Below are 16,417 nucleotides of genomic sequence, written 5' to 3'. Positions count from 1 at the left end.
GATAAATTGGCACGTAATAAATTTAATGTAGATGAAGAGCTGGAAACACCTTTTAGTATCATTCATCTAAAAAGGTTACTACTGTATATCAGACCTTATAAAAGAAAAATTATCTTCACTGTCTTGATCATGCTTGTTGCGAGTGGAGCGAATTTGATCGGTCCTTATTTAATCAAACAAGCGATTGACGATAAAATACCTGGTAAGGATATTCCAGGATTAGCGGTTTTGGCAGGAATTTATTTAGGTGCATTAATCGTTACCGGAATCTGTATGAAATACAGAATCAGAATGATGTCTGAGATCGGCCATAGTGTAATAAAAAATATCCGAAAAGATTTATTTACCCACTTACAAAAGCTTTCTTTTTCATTTTTTGACAGCCGGCCGCATGGAAAAATATTAGTGCGGGTTGTTAATTATGTAAATTCGTTAAGTGACCTGCTTTCCAACGGATTAATAAATTTAATTACGGATTTATTTAGCCTATTGGTGATCATCGGCTTTATGCTTGCCATTGATGTAAAGCTAACATTCTTTGCAATGGCAGGCTTCCCAATCCTTGTTGGAATCATCTTCTTAATTAAAAATGCCCAGCGAAAAGCTTGGCAAAATTTAAGCAATAAGCAGTCCAATTTGAATGCTTACATTCATGAGAGCATCAATGGAATTAAGGTAACTCAAGCATTTGTACGCGAAGAAGAAAATAAAAAAGTCTTTCATGGTGTTTCTAATGGATACAGAGGAGCGTGGCTTCGGGCTATCAAAGTCCACTTCCTGTTGTGGCCTGCGATCGAAAATATTTCAGTATTAACCGTTTCTCTAATTTATTTAATTGGCGTCAGCATGATTGGAAATGGAATAACCGTGGGAGCTTTAGTTGCATTTGTCGGATATATCTGGATGTTTTGGACGCCACTGGCAAACATAGGTAATTTCTACAATGCGATTATAAATGCCTCTGCATACCTGGAACGTATTTTTGAAATGATGGATGAAAAGCCAACCATCTCAAGTGAACCAGAAGCGGATGAACTTCCGCCTGTAAAAGGAAAAGTTGAATTTGAGAATGTGATCTTTGGTTATGAAGGGAATGAAAGGAACCTAGATGGCATTAACTTCAGGGTCAATCCGGGTGAATCCATTGCAATTGTAGGACCAACAGGCTCTGGAAAAACGACCATTGTAAGCTTAATCAGTCGTTTTTATGATAGTAATAGCGGACAAATAAAAATAGATGATATCAATATAAAAACAGTGACCATCTCTTCACTTAGAAAACAAATGGGCGTAATGCTACAGGACCCGTTTATCTTTTCGGGAACGATCATGGATAATATCCGCTATGGCAGGTTAGATGCAACAGATGAAGAAATAATGGACGCTTCAAAAGCAGTGCAAGCCCATCAATTTATTTGCCAGTTGAAGGATGGTTATCATACCGAAGTAAATGAGAGAGGGTCAGTCCTATCAAATGGTCAAAGGCAGCTAATCTCGTTTGCTAGAGCATTACTTGCCGACCCGAAAATTCTGATTTTAGACGAGGCAACATCATCTATCGATACCGAGACAGAACTTGCTTTACAAAAGGGACTTGAGAAGCTACTTGCAGGAAGAACTTCATTTATTATTGCCCACCGTCTTTCGACCATTCAGAATGCAACTAAGATATTATTCATTGAAAAAGGAAGAATAGTCGAAGATGGAACACATCATGAATTAATCAGCCGAAAAGGACAATATTGGAAGTTATATACCTCACACTATTCCTCACTTGATGCTGGATAAAATGAAAGCCCTCAAGACTAAATTCTTGAGGGTTTACTCATTTTACTAAAACTTTTTACTGAAAATTGGTAAATTTCAAAAAGGATTTGCGATACTCCCTATGAAATGAGTCCTTCAGATGGTAAAATTTAATTAATCTTATTAGGCATGTACGATAGGAATGATTGTTTAATGAAAAGAAAAAAATGCATGCGCTTTCAATGGTGGAAATATTACAATCGGAGAATTAATCTAAATGAAGAATGTTTTTATTCAACTAAAGAGTCATTATGATAATTTAAAAATTAAATATAAACTTTTCATTCTTGTATCTTGGATCATGTTTGTATCACTCTCTTTTACTTTTTTCGGTTTACAGTATGCATTTCAAATATACGATGAACAGATTTATAGTAAGTCATCCCAAGTATTAAGCACTTCATCTAATAGTATCGAGAGCGAATTAAAAAATCTTGAGGAAGTGACCTACAATATTTTAACAGACCCCCAAATTCAACAATACCTAGACTCTTTTAGTGAAGATGGTACAGAGTATGAAAAGTTTAGTCTACGCACAAAAATGATGGATAAGATGCTGAGTTATGTAAACAAAGAGAAATATATTCAGTTTGTTAATTTAATAGATGTTTATGGAAAAGAATACGTTGTTGGGCCAAAAAGTGTGAAATTAAATGACCAGCAAATAAAATATATTACCGGTTTAGCCAAAGCGGCAAATGGCAGCACTGTCTGGATTAACCCAAAAAATAACGATTTTACAATTGCTGTTACTAGGGAAATAAGGCAATATCGCAATTTAAGCTTTGATAATATTGGTACAATCATTATTTATGTTAATATGGAAAAACTTGTTGGTGATATTTTAGAGGGGTCAAGTAAGATTGATGGCGAAGTATTAATCAAGAGTAACGACGACAATCTTATTTTTCCAAAGGAGACAAGCATTCCGTTTAAGGAAATAGCCAAAACATTAGATACCGGGTATCAAATAAAAAAAATTAATCAAAAAAATTACTTCATAGTCCACATAAAATCTAATTATTTTGATTGGAGTTATTTAAATGTTATCCCTTTCAATCAAATCTTTGAAAATATCAATAAGGTTAAAACATTCCTAATTATCATATTCATCCTGATGTTTGTGGTTGTGTCTATTCTAGGAATGCGTTTTGCGAAGAGTATTACCAGTCCATTAGAGAATCTTGTAGCTGGTATGCAATATGTAAAAGTTGGCGATTTTAAAGAAGCAAGCAGGGAAGCTCTTAAAACATCTAATTCACAAGATGATGAGGTGGGGAAACTTCAACAAAACTTCCAGACCATGATTCAACAAATAGACGAATTAATTCATGAAAATTATTCCAAGCAGCTGACCATTAAAGAAACAGAGTTTAAGGCGCTGCAGGCCCAAATTAATCCGCATTTTTTATACAACACCTTAGAATCCATCAATTGGTTAGCAAAAGGCAACGGTCAAACACAAATTTCTAAAATGGTCGAAGCACTTGGCTATTTATTGCGAAACTCAATCAGCCTGAAAAAACCACTAATAACAATTGAAGAAGAACTTAACATTATTAAAAATTATATTATCATCCAGAAATATCGATTTGAGGAAAGATTGGAATTTACCATGGAGGTTGATTCAGCTATGTTTGGGATAGAGATCCCAAAATTAACCTTGCAGCCATTGGTTGAAAATGCAATCCATTATGCATTAGAGCCAATGATTGATCCGTGTAACATTCGCATTTACTCTATTGTTACCAATGAGGAAGTTCAATTGATTATTGAAGACAATGGCCCAGGAATGGACCCTGATATTTTAGAAAAATTAAAAAGGGGAGAAGTGAAAACCCGGGGTCAGGGTGTGGGATTATCAAATATTAACGACCGTATTAAGTTAGCTTATGGTGAAAAGTATGGAGTCGTCATTGAAAGCACAACGGGAAAAGGAACAAAGGTAATAATTGCTATACCTATCGGAAAGGAGGAAAATCATGTTTAAAGTATTGTTGGTGGATGATGAAAGAATTATTACGGATGGTATGTCAAAGGTTATTCAGTGGGAATCGATTGGGACACATTTAATTGGTACAGCAAGAAATGGGATTGAAGCCTACAGCATCATTGAGCAACAAAAGCCTGATATCGTGATTAGTGATATTAAAATGCCTGGTATGAATGGTATAGAACTAGTTTCAAAGGTTAATAGCAATTTTCCTAAAGTTCGTTTTATCTTGTTATCTGGCTTCGGTGAATTTGATTATGCTAAAAAGGCAATGGAATATGGGGTAAAGCATTATCTTTTAAAACCTTGTAATGAAAACACTATCATGGACGCTGTAACAGACCTCTGTAATGAATTTAAACAAAATCAAGAACGGGAACAATTTGTCAACAACATGAAAGGTACATTAGAAGCAGTCCTCCCTTATGCAAAGGAACAACTCCTGAAAGAGCTTATTACCAATCATTATGAAAATAAAAATTTAGATTATTATCAAAAGCTATTTCAACTAGAGGTAAACACATCAAGGGTTCGGTTACTATTATTTCAATTAGAAGGAAATTTTCAATTTGAACATATGTTTGCGATAAAAAATATAGCTGAGCATATTTTTAATTCTTATTTACTTAGCTGTACGGTCGGGGAAACCATTTTATTTCTATTAAACGATAATCATATTACCGCTAACCTTCACGCTGAAATTGAATTGATAAAAAGTACATTCTATCAATATTATCAAATCGATACTACGGTTGCCATTAGTGAGGCTGGTAATTTACTGAATGCTAATAAACTTTATAAGGAAGCACTAGACTGTCTGTCATATCGCTTTTACTTAGGTGAGGGCGGCGTGATTATGAAAAAAGATATTGCTTACCAAAGTCATTCCGATGGAGAAGAGTTCTATTATGATGACCAAAACTTTTGTAGATTAGTAAAATCTGGCTCTTGGGATGATGTTAAAGATGAACTCATTACTTTTTTTAATCGCTTAACTGAGTTAAGACTTGATATTAATAACACAAAGTCATATGTGTTCCAACTATTCAATAGTATGATTCGTTTGTGTGAACCTAAAGAGATGAACACGTATTTAACAAGATTATCTTACCTATTAGAAATGGATACAATCCAAAATGTGGAGGCACTTTTTGAAAGCGTTGCCCATGCTATTACGACCTCTTTTTATGAAAAAAATAAAAATAAACATTCTGCGATTATTAACAAAGTAATTGAAATTATTGATACTCATCTCGGAACGCAACATCTATCCCTACATTGGGTGGCAAATGAGATGTTATATATGAATGCTGATTATCTAGGAAAACTTTTTAAGAAGGAAACAGGTGAAAAGTTTTCCAATTACCTAACCCGATTAAGAATTGAGATGGCAATAAAATTAATCGAAAATGAAAATGATGTTAAAGTATTTGAAATAGCAGAAAAAATTGGCTATGGCGAAAACCCTCAATATTTTAGTCAGGTATTTAAAAAATATACTGGTTATACACCTTCAGAATATAAAAGAGAATCGTTACAAGGGTTATAAACTTATAGTCAAAGGGGAAAAACCATGAAAAAGATATTGTTTTTGGCCCTGGTAATGTTATTTTTCGCTGGTGGGTGTGTGAACTTTAAATTAAGAGATGCAGCAGCGGGAAATAAAAATGAGGATATTACTTTAAGGATTGCTTGGTGGGGGGAACAGCCAAGGCATGATTATACGTTGGAAGTTATTGAACTATTTGAAAAGAAGTATCCCTATATTCATATTGAACCAGAGTATGCCAATTGGGATGATTATTGGAAAAAACTCGCCCCATTGGCAGCCGCAAATCAACTTCCAGATATTGTGCAGATGGATCTGCTTTATTTAGCCCCCTATAGTGATATCCTTGAGGATTTATCACCATATATTAACCAAGAGATGATTAAGACAGAAGCCATTGATAAAAGGATTCTCTCAGGAGGGAAGATCGGTCAACATGTATTTGGATTTCCACTCGGTTTAAATGCTCCTGCCGTCATTGTAGATCGTGAATTACTTTTATCAAACGGGATTAATTTTCCTGACAAAAGTTGGACATGGGATGAATTTGAGAAAGTAGCTGTCCAAATTCATAAAGACAAGCGTATATTTGGTACAAATGGAATGAAATCTATTGATGTATTTTTCTCTTATTATTTACGTACAAAAGGTGAAAATTTATTTAATAAAAATGGAACTGGGTTAGGTTATGAGGATGATCAATTATTTATTGATTATTTCGAGATGCAATTAAGATTACTAGATCAAGGTGCCTTTCCTCGACCGGATGTGACGGAACAGATTCAAAGGATTGAAGATGAATTGTTAATCAATCAACAATCGTCCATGTCATGGGCGCATTCTAATCAGTATATTGGATTTTGGCAAGCAGCTAACCGACCGCTTGAGCTCATTCCACCTCCTGGTCCGGGGCAGGAAAAGGGGTTAACGGTAAAACCAAGCATGCTATTTTCAATCTCCCAAAGCTCTAAAAGCAAAGAAGCAGCTGCATTATTTATTAATTTCTTCATTAATGATGTGAAAGCAAACAAACTCATTAAAGGGGAAAGGGGAGTTCCACTATCTTCAGAGGTAGCAAATAAAATCGAAAAGGTACTAACAGCGGAACAGAAAAAAGTCTTTGATTACATTAACTCAATTAAAGATAGTACAGCCATCGTTGAAAAGGCAGATCCGTTGGGAAGCATAGAAGTAGTAAGAATATTGCAAGATGTTTCGAATCAAATATTGTTTAAAAAAATCACTCCACAAGAAGGTGCTCAACTTTTTCGGACTGAAGCAAATAATATCCTCTCAAAAGAGAATATAGAATAGTAGAAAACGTATATTTTATTAATAAATCACGCTTAGAAACAAGTTTTATAGACTTATTCTAAGGGTGTTTTTTTTGTGGAAACAGAATGTCTGATTTTTAAACAAACTAAGCGGAAATTTAGATTCAGACTATTTTGATTTGGTTGCATAATAAGAAATGTAAACACTTACATAAGTGTTAAAAAGAAGGGGGAAAAAAAATGAAGAAAATTCTAGTATTATTGTTTTCTTTTGTTTTAATTTTTTCATTAGCAGCATGTACCAGCAGTTCATCAAATGGTGAAGAGACTAAACCTAAAGATGACAAAAAAGATGAACAAGTAACTCTTCGTATTGCATGGTGGGGATCACAGCCACGACATGATTACACACTTAAAATTATTGAAATGTATCAAGAAAAAAATCCTAATGTAAAAATTGAAGCAGAATATGCAGCCTGGGATGACTACTGGAAGAAGTTAGCTCCACAAGCAGCAGCAAATGAGCTTCCAGATATTGTCCAAATGGATTTATCTTACTTTTCACAGTATGCCCAAAATAATCAAATTGCTGATTTAGCTCCATATCTGGATAAACAAATTAATACAAAGAATATTGCGGATAATATTATTAATGGCGGTAAACTTGGCGACAAGCTATATGGAATTAATGCTGGAGTAAACGTTGTTGGTTTCCATTATGATCAAGAATTGCTTAAAAAAGCAGGAGTTGATTCTCTAGATGAGAATTGGACTTGGGATGATTATAAGAAAATTGCTGGAAAGGCAGAAAAAGCAGGTCTATTCATGGATACTGGTATGAAGGCAGATGTATTCTTCAACTACTACCTAAGAACACAAGGCAAGTCACTTTATAGTAAAGATGGGTCAACACTTGGTTATACGGATGATAAATTATTCGAAGATTTCTTTAACATGAGATCTGATTTAATAAAAGAAAAAGCCGTTCCTACACCAGACTTCTTAGCACAGTTAAAAGGGATTGAAGATGATCCAGTTGTAACTCAAAAGGCGATTGGAATTTGGCAATGGTCTAACCAGTTCGTTGGTTTACAGCAGGTTGCAAACAGACCACTTGTGATTAGCGGTATGCCAGGACCTAACAGTGAAAAAGGTTTATATTTAAAACCGAGTATGTTCTGGTCTGTTGGAAATAACTCAAAACATAAAGAAGAAGCTGCGAAATTTGTTGATTTCATGATTAACGATATCGAAGCAAACAAGTTGACTCTTGGTGATCGTGGTGTACCTGGTTCTTCTACTGTAAAAGAAGCTCTAAAGCCGTTGCTTTCACCAGCACAAGTACAAGTATTTGATTATGTTGATTGGGCAGAAGAAAATAGCTCTACATTTAATGGTCCAGATCCAGTTGGTGCAGGGGAAGTTATTGAAACCCTAGACAGTCTTGCCGAACAAATGGCTTATGGAAATCTATCAGTGAAAGATGCAGCGAAACAATTCAGACAACAAGCAGAAAGTGTTTTAGCGCAGAACAAAAAATAATTACCAATTCGATAGCTGATCACTTTATTCGATCAGCTATCGTCCTTTCATCTTAGGAAATGAATCCAAAGAATAAGGAGTGAAAAAATGAGTACACCTGTAATAAAGGAAAATGTAAAAGCAGATTATGTGATAAACCCTGTTACAAAACGTAACCGTCTCATCAAGGAAACCTTGACAGGATATGCGTTCATCAGTCCGTTTATTATTGGGTTCCTTGCTTTTACTTTTATTCCCATCCTGTCATCCTTATATTTATCATTTACAAACTATAATTTATTTTCAACACCAAAATGGATAGGCTTAGATAACTACATAAAAATGTTTACTGCTGACCCTCGCTATTGGCAATCATTAAAGGTTACACTCATCTATGTGCTAGGTGGAGTTCCTTTGAGGCTTGCTTTTGCATTATTAATTGCAATCATTTTAAATACCACATCCAGAGCAGTTGGATTGTACCGTTCCTTATTTTATTTACCATCACTAATCGGTGGTAGTGTTGCCGTTGCGATTATGTGGCGTAATGTATTCGGTGATTTAGGGATTGTCAATATTGTTCTTGATTTACTAGGACTCACTGCTGTTAGATGGTTTGGTAACCCAACTGCAGCATTATGGATGCTGATCTTCTTGTCAGTATGGCAATTTGGTTCTTCGATGCTGATTTTCTTGGCAGGATTAAAAGGTATTCCAAAAAGCTATTATGAGGCAGCAAGTGTTGATGGAGCAAATGGATTACAGCAATTCATCAAAATCACGCTTCCAATGCTTAGCCCTGTTATTCTCTTTAATACCGTTATGCAAACGATTGCTGCATTTATGACATTTGTACCAGCCTTTATTATCTCAAAAGGTACGGGCGGTCCATTAGACGGAACTCTTCTTTATTCATTATATTTATTCATCCAAGGATTTGAATTCTTCAATATGGGCTATGCTTCTGCAATGGCATGGATTATGCTCATTATCGTTGGGGTTTTAACAGTTATCATCTTTACGACATCAAAATACTGGGTTCATTATGAATCAGAAGGAGGCAAATAATAATGGCGTTGAAGTTAAAATCACCAAGATGGTGGATCTACCATTTACTTGTCGGCGGGTTTGCAATTTTAATGCTTTACCCTGTTATTTGGCTCGTGATGAGCTCTTTTAAACCCAGTGATACCATCTTTATCACGGCAAAATCACTGATCCCAGAGACATGGATTTGGACAAACTTTGTAGAAGGTTGGAAGGGGATTGGCGGCAATTCCTTTGGGGTCTTCATTAAAAATACCGCAATCCTAGTAATTTTAACCCTAATTGGACAGGTAATCTCGTCTGCGTTGATTGCTTTCGGATTTGCACGCTTACAGTTTAAAGGAAAAGCACTTTGGTTTGGAATAATGATGGTTACGTTAATGCTCCCACATGATGTGTTAATGGTACCTCAATATATTATTTTCTCAAAGCTCGGATGGCTGAACTCTATTAAACCACTGGCTATACCAGCATATTTTGGACATCCATTCTTTATCTTCTTGTTAGTCCAATTTATTCGAACGATTCCTAGAGAACTTGATGAAGCTGCAATTATCGATGGCTGTGGTACCTTCAAGATTTTTACGAAGATTATTTTGCCATTAATTAAACCATCTTTAGCTACAGCTGCGATTTTCTCATTCTATTGGACTTGGGAATCACTATTAGGGCCAGTATTATATTTAAATAGCCCTACAAAATATACAGTGTCAATGGCTCTAAATATGTTCCTAAGCAATGAAACGGTATCTAACTGGGGTGCAATGTTTGCAATGTCGGTTGTCTCTTTAATTCCTGTATTTGTTATTTTCTTCCTCTTCCAGCGTCATGTAGTAGAAGGAATTAGTACAAGTGGTTTAAAAGGATAATATGGTAAGGGAAAATCATACTTAAAACTTTGCCACTTCATACCCTAAATGAAAGTGGCAAAGGCATGATTTACTAACTTAGAGTACGACGGTTTAAGGAGGATTACAAATGGACACTTCTGGATTTTTAGGCAGTTTAAATAAACTGCTTGAATGGATATCAAGACTAGCATTCTTAAATTTATTATGGATTTCCTTTTCTCTTCTAGGTCTAGTCATCTTTGGATTTTTTCCAGCAACAGTAGCCATGTTCGCAGTTGCACGAAAGTGGATGCTAGGGGATGAAGAATTGTCTATTTTTAAGACTTTTTGGACTGCATATAAACGAGAATTTTTTAAGAGCAATCTTCTAGGAATCATTCTTATTGCCATTGGTTTGATATTATATATTGACTTTAAGTTCGTATTACATTCATCCAATAGCTTTGTTTCCATTCTTTACGTACCATTATTTATCATCACTTTAATCTTTATTTCGATGATATTTTATATCATTCCAATTTTTGTGCACTATGAAATGAAAATGAATCAGGTAATTAAAAATTCCTTTTTCGTGATGATTATGAATCCGCAATCCACCTTTTATATGTTAGTAGGAAGTTTCGGTATCATCTTTGTGCTTTCCTACGCGCCGCCAATTTGTATCCTATATAGTGGGAATCTGTTAGCGCTATTTATCATGAAGCCTGCAACCACGGCCTTTGAAAAAATTAATCATAAATCTAAGTGGTTCGTACAAGGATAAAAGAAAAATCGGGCTCTCAACTTTTGAGAACCTTTTTTTTTAGAGGTATTCGATAATGGAAAAGATAAATTAAAAGGAGGGGAAACTCATGTTTGATATAAAAACTTTTAAAAATCCTCCATCTGCCTTCCGCATTCATCCTTTTTGGTTCTGGAATGGAGACATGGAAGGCCATGAAATTTCTCGCCAAATAACAGAAATGGCTGATAAGGGTGTGGGAGGATTTTTTATTTGTCCTAGGCAAGGTCTTAAAGTGCCTTACTTATCACAAGAATGGTTTCAAAAAGTGAAGTTTGCTGTAGAAAAGGCTAAAGACTGTAACATGGATGTTTGGTTATATGATGAATATCCATACCCGAGCGGAATCGCAGGTGGAGAGGTGACACTTCTTCATCCAGAAGCAAAACACTATACCTTAGTTCATAAAAGTGAAACCCTCCAAAGTAACCAAACTTGCCGTTTAGAGCTGCCATGGGGTCGTTTACTGTCAGCTAAAGCAGTTCCGATTAATCAGAAAACAGGAAGAAAATGTTGGGATGAAGCGATAAATATTGAGAAATATATCGGTAATTATCAGTCAGAGCCGGTATTTCAAAAAGTAGGGTTAACTGCCTATAATCAAAAAAGATTCTTTACATACAAGACAGTAAAAATACTAAAATGGAGTGCTCCGGAAGGGATTTGGGAGATTCACTGTTTTCTTGAAGAAGAAATCGATGATTTTAAATATTATGGTACGTTCGTTGATCCTTGTAACCATGAAGCTATTAAGGCATTTATCGAATTAACGCACGAACGCTATGCCGAAAGTTTGGGCGAAGAATTTGGAAAAACAGTTAAAGGAATTTTTACAGATGAAACAGGACTTATAGGGAGAATACCATGGTCACCACAATTACCTGCCTTTTTTCAACAGCTAAATGGCTATGACTTAAAGGATTTCCTTCATACATTGGTGGAACCTGAAGGAGAGGATACCGCAAAAGTCCGATACGATTATTTTCAATCATTACATCTCCTTTTGCGGGAGTCATATCATAAGCAAATCCATGATTGGTGTGAACAGCATGGAATCAAGTATGTAGCCGAAGTACCTTCTGTTCGAATGTCCAACCAGGTATACAGTCATATTCCTGGAGGTGACAGTGCCCATGAAAAACTTGGCCGATCATTGGAATGGATTCTTGAGCGTTATATGACTAGTTTTCGATCAAACCCTAAAATGATTAGTTCGTTAGCAAACCAGTTAGGGAGAGAGCGGGCATTGATTGAAAGCTTTCATAGTTTGGGATGGTCGATGACATTGCAGGATGCAAAATGGATGCTTGACCGGCTGGCGGCATTTGGAATCAATTTTTATAATTTCCATGCCTTTTTCTATACGCTTGATGGGCTGACAAAGCATGATGCACCACCGTCACAATTTTTTCAAAATCCATACTGGCAGCACTTCCGAGTCCTGGGAGACTATACAGGAAGACTTGGTTATGTGATGAGTTGTGGAAGACCGGTCCGTAACATAGCACTGCTTGATCCGACAACAAGTTTATGGACTCAAATGGGCAATCCATTTCATAATTTTCATTATATCGGTGATGATGAGGCTGAAAAAGTAAAACTCCAGCATTTAAAACATGATTGGTCCCTAATCACCAAACAGCTAATACTTCATCAAAAAGAATATGACCATTTGGACCCTGAAATCCTTTGTGAAGCAGAAGTTACAGATGGAAAAATAATAATTGGTCATGCAAGTTATTCTGTCCTGATTCTTCCGCCAATTACTAATATTGAAACTGCTGCGTGGGAAAAAATAAAATTGTTCCTAAAACAAGGCGGTGTGGTGATAGCGAATAAACTGCTACCTTATGAAAGTATTGAAGATAGGTTAATAGAACAAGAGATTTTGGATACATTTGGATTGGAACATTCTACGCGTTCCGATTATTGGAAGTTTTTTAAAGGCTCACTTTGCAAAGGGAAACTGAATGCATATTATATCCCTTCTGATGATTTTGAAATAACTCTTCATGTATTAAAGATGCACCTCCATGAAGATATATATTTTAAAACAGAAAGTGGACAGAAAAGTTTCTTAACCGAAAAACGTAAGGTGTCCGAGCAATCTACCCTGGTTTTTATTAGTAATCAGGAAGAGGGAAAACATCATGCAACCCTAACGGTCACTTATCCATGTGAGTTTTTTAGATTAGATTTGGACACGGGAGAAGTGGAAATTCTTGTTTCATCACAAGACGAAGGAGGGTGGAAACTGGATTTACACTTTGAAGCTTATCAAAGCTGTCTTATCCAGGTTAACCGAAAGGATGAAACAATGGTAGTAAAGGAAACAGCTGAGCCATGGATTTGGAAAGTTAAGTCTAAAGGCAATTGGGAAGTGAAGGCTCTTCAGAAAAATACCCTAAGGTTCGATCATTTTGAACTTGGATTAGATGCAGAACAGAACAACGAAATAAGGACGATTGTTCAGGCTAAAACATTTATTGATCAATGTTCAGACTTGATGAAAGAACAAACCGTGCCCATCAAATTTGGCCAGTTGTTTGGCACACCAATGAAAATGACTGTGAATTATCCACTATCTTGTACATATCAAAGGAAGTTTAATGTTGAAAAAATGCCTAAGAACTGTTCTATATTAATGGATAAAGGTGCTATTTCAGGCGATTATCAAATCTATATTAATGATCAGAGAGTAGAGGATTTTCAACACAATTTTGTCTATGACAATAGTAATCTTACAAGTGATATTTTGCCTTACTTAAATTTGGGAGAAAACATCTTGCGTATAGTAGTGAAAGTAGAACATGACTGGGATGGAGTCATAGATGCACTTTATTTAGTAGGGGATTTTGGGGTCATTTTTAACGTGGAGCAGCAGCCTGTTATTTCAAGTTATTTAACCACTTCATCATTACACCCTGGGCCATACAGCAGATATCCATATTATGCAGGGACGCTTTCATTTAGCCGGAAAGTCCATTTATACATGGTTCCGGGAGGGGAGTATTTCGAATTAATTATTGAAGATCTGGATAAACATTTTCATGACTGTATGGAGGTATTGATTAACGGAAATCAACTAGGCGTAAAGGCCTGGTCCCCTTATCAATGGAAAGGGAAATCGAACATACTTCTACCGGGAGAAAACACAGTTGAGGTAAGAATAACCAACACATTAATAGGACTTCTTGAAGGGAAATATTTTGATTATGAGGAACATCAGCTGCGTGAAGTTACAGGCTTAAAGTAATTTTAGTAGGATTGCGAGGGATAAAAATGCCAAAGGTAATGATGACTTTCCCAGAAGGAAAACATAAAGTGTTAACGTTGAGTTATGACGATGGCAGGGCAGCCGACAGAAAGTTAGTAGGTATTTTCAACCAATATGGTATTAAGGGATCCTTTCATGTTAATTCAGGGTTATTAGGAATTGAGGATCGTATCCCAGAAGCGGAAGTAGCACAAATTTATAAGGGCCATGAAATCTCAACGCATACTGTTACGCATCCAACCATAGCAAGATCACCAAAAGAACAAATTATCGATGAAATCATCGAAGACCGGAAGAATTTGGAGAAAATTGCTGGATATACAGTAAGAGGATTATCCTATCCAAATGGTTCCTATAATGCATTAATTAAAGAAATGCTGCCATATTTAGGAATCGAATATGCCAGAACCGTCCATAGTACAGGGGATTTTTCTATCCCGGACGATTTCCTGGAATGGAATCCAACCTGTCATCATAACCGGAATTTAATGAGTTGTGCAGAGGATTTTGTTCAACTCCATAAACAGCAATATTTGTATATGATGTATGTCTGGGGACATAGCTATGAGTTTGACAATGATCAAAATTGGGATTTGATTGAAAACTTTTTTGAGTTTATCGGAAATCGAAATGATATTTGGTATGCAACGAATATAGAAATCGTGGACTATATGAAGGCTTTCCAAAACTTGAAATTCGCAGCGGACAGTCATTTTGTTTATAATCCTTCTGCCATTTCCGTATGGCTGAGTGTAGACAATAATATTGTCGAGGTAAAGGCAGGCAAGCAAATTGATTTAATCTAAAAAAAAATATAGGGAGGTATTAACTTAATGAACAAAGTTGTTATTAACACAGATATCCTACAAGGGAAAATTAATAAAAATATCTATGGGCATTTTGCTGAACATCTTGGGAGATGTATATATGAAGGAATATGGGTGGGAGAGGATTCATCTATCCCTAACACTAAGGGGATTCGTAATGATGTTTTAGCTGCATTAAAACAAATTAAGGTACCCGTTCTTCGCTGGCCAGGAGGCTGTTTTGCAGACGAATACCACTGGAAGGATGGAGTAGGAGCTAAAGAAGTAAGGAAACGAATGGTTAATACACATTGGGGCGGAGTCGTCGAAAACAATCACTTTGGCACACACGAATTTATGCTTTTATGTGAATTACTTGATTGTGAACCTTATATTTGCGGAAACGTCGGTAGCGGTACAGTCCAGGAAATGTCCGAGTGGGTTGAATATATGACATTTGAAGGCGAATCGCCAATGGCAAATTGGCGCAGGGAAAATGGCCAAGATAAGCCTTGGAAATTAAAATATTTCGGGGTTGGCAATGAAAACTGGGGCTGTGGGGGAAATATGCGCCCTGAATATTATTCGGATCTCTATCGCCAATATCAAACATACGTCAGAAATTACGACGGAAATAAAATTTATAAAATTGCCGGCGGGGCTAATTCCGATGATTACAATTGGACAGAGGTGTTAATGAAAAATTCCCACAGAATGATGGATGGGCTGTCGATCCATTATTATACTGTTCCGGGAGACTGGACGGATAAAGGTTCTGCTGTTGATTTTGCAGCCGATGAATGGTTTATCACGATGAAAAAGGCTTATCGGATGGACGAACTTATCACAAAACACAGCACGATAATGGACAAATATGATCCCGGGAAGCGGGTTGGGCTTATTGTTGATGAGTGGGGCACCTGGTTTAACGTAGAAAAGGGAACAAACCCTGGTTTCTTATATCAGCAAAACACCCTTCGTGATGCCCTTGTTGCTGGATTGCATTTTAATATTTTCCATAATCACAATGATCGTGTTCAAATGGCAAACATTGCACAGACCGTAAATGTCCTCCAGGCAATGATCCTTACAGAAGGGGATAGTATGATTCTTACACCTACGTATCACGTATTTGATATGTTTAAAGTCCATCAGGATGCCGAGCGATTATCCGTTTCCACTTCTCTAGGAAACTATGAATATAGAGGAGAGACTTTACCTCAAGTAAGTGTATCAGCTTCCAAGAATGCTGCGGGGAAGGTCCATATTAGCTTCTGTAATATTGATCATATAAACAATGTAGATCTTGATATAGAGCTGCGTGGTTTAAGTTCGGAAAGAACAAAGGTGTCAGGAACGATCCTTACATCTAGTAGCATGCATGCTCATAATACGTTTGAAGAGCCCGATGTGGTTAAGCCGTTAGAATTTACTGATGTGATCATTTCAAATAACAAGCTAAACGTGAAGCTTCCAGCCAAGTCTGTGGTGACGTTAGCACTGGAATCGTAA

Annotated in this window: 11 protein-coding genes; all 11 read left to right on the top strand. The window is 36.2% G+C overall.

Annotation, left to right across the window (positions count from 1 at the left end):
- Window positions 1-6: 6 nt before the first annotated feature.
- The 11 genes from BLR86_RS07720 (at window position 7) to BLR86_RS07670 (ending at window position 16,417) form a co-directional block, all read left to right on the top strand.
- Entirely contained in the window at window positions 7-1,788 is a 1,782-nt protein-coding gene (locus BLR86_RS07720; RefSeq protein ID WP_090759986.1) for an ABC transporter ATP-binding protein, read from the top strand.
- Window positions 1,789-2,023: 235 nt separating this feature from the next.
- Entirely contained in the window at window positions 2,024-3,796 is a 1,773-nt protein-coding gene (locus BLR86_RS07715) for a cache domain-containing sensor histidine kinase (protein ID WP_090759984.1), read from the top strand.
- Entirely contained in the window at window positions 3,789-5,348 is a 1,560-nt protein-coding gene (locus tag BLR86_RS07710) for a response regulator transcription factor (protein ID WP_090759982.1), read from the top strand. The genes BLR86_RS07715 and BLR86_RS07710 overlap by 8 nt, the downstream gene beginning before the upstream one ends.
- Window positions 5,349-5,372: 24 nt before the next feature.
- Window positions 5,373-6,662 carry an ABC transporter substrate-binding protein gene (locus BLR86_RS07705; protein ID WP_090759980.1) on the top strand — a complete coding sequence of 430 codons (1,290 nt, stop codon included), beginning with the start codon at window positions 5,373-5,375 and terminating at the stop codon, window positions 6,660-6,662.
- Between the two features lie 200 nt (window positions 6,663-6,862).
- Entirely contained in the window at window positions 6,863-8,164 is a 1,302-nt protein-coding gene (locus BLR86_RS07700; protein ID WP_090759978.1) for an ABC transporter substrate-binding protein, read from the top strand.
- An 87-nt stretch (window positions 8,165-8,251) separates the two neighbouring features.
- On the top strand, window positions 8,252-9,211 hold the full coding sequence (locus tag BLR86_RS07695; protein ID WP_090759976.1) for a carbohydrate ABC transporter permease: 960 nt from the start codon (window positions 8,252-8,254) through the stop codon (window positions 9,209-9,211).
- A gap of 8 nt (window positions 9,212-9,219) precedes the next feature.
- A complete protein-coding gene (locus tag BLR86_RS07690) occupies window positions 9,220-10,059 on the top strand; it encodes a carbohydrate ABC transporter permease (RefSeq protein ID WP_090760354.1) in 840 nt (279 codons plus the stop codon).
- Between the two features lie 109 nt (window positions 10,060-10,168).
- Window positions 10,169-10,804, top strand: coding sequence for a YesL family protein (locus tag BLR86_RS07685; RefSeq protein WP_090759974.1), 636 nt, complete (start codon window positions 10,169-10,171; stop codon window positions 10,802-10,804).
- Window positions 10,805-10,892: 88 nt separating this feature from the next.
- A complete protein-coding gene (locus BLR86_RS07680) occupies window positions 10,893-14,078 on the top strand; it encodes a glycosyl hydrolase (protein WP_090759972.1) in 3,186 nt (1,061 codons plus the stop codon).
- A 26-nt stretch (window positions 14,079-14,104) separates the two neighbouring features.
- On the top strand, window positions 14,105-14,905 hold the full coding sequence (locus BLR86_RS07675) for a polysaccharide deacetylase family protein (RefSeq protein ID WP_090759969.1): 801 nt from the start codon (window positions 14,105-14,107) through the stop codon (window positions 14,903-14,905).
- A gap of 27 nt (window positions 14,906-14,932) precedes the next feature.
- Window positions 14,933-16,417, top strand: coding sequence for an alpha-N-arabinofuranosidase (locus BLR86_RS07670; RefSeq protein WP_090759967.1), 1,485 nt, complete (start codon window positions 14,933-14,935; stop codon window positions 16,415-16,417).

The organism is Bacillus sp. OK048 (assembly GCF_900103525.1).
Taxonomy (GTDB): Bacteria; Bacillota; Bacilli; order Bacillales; family Cytobacillaceae; genus Neobacillus.
This window is presented reverse-complemented; position numbering and strand designations above follow the sequence as displayed.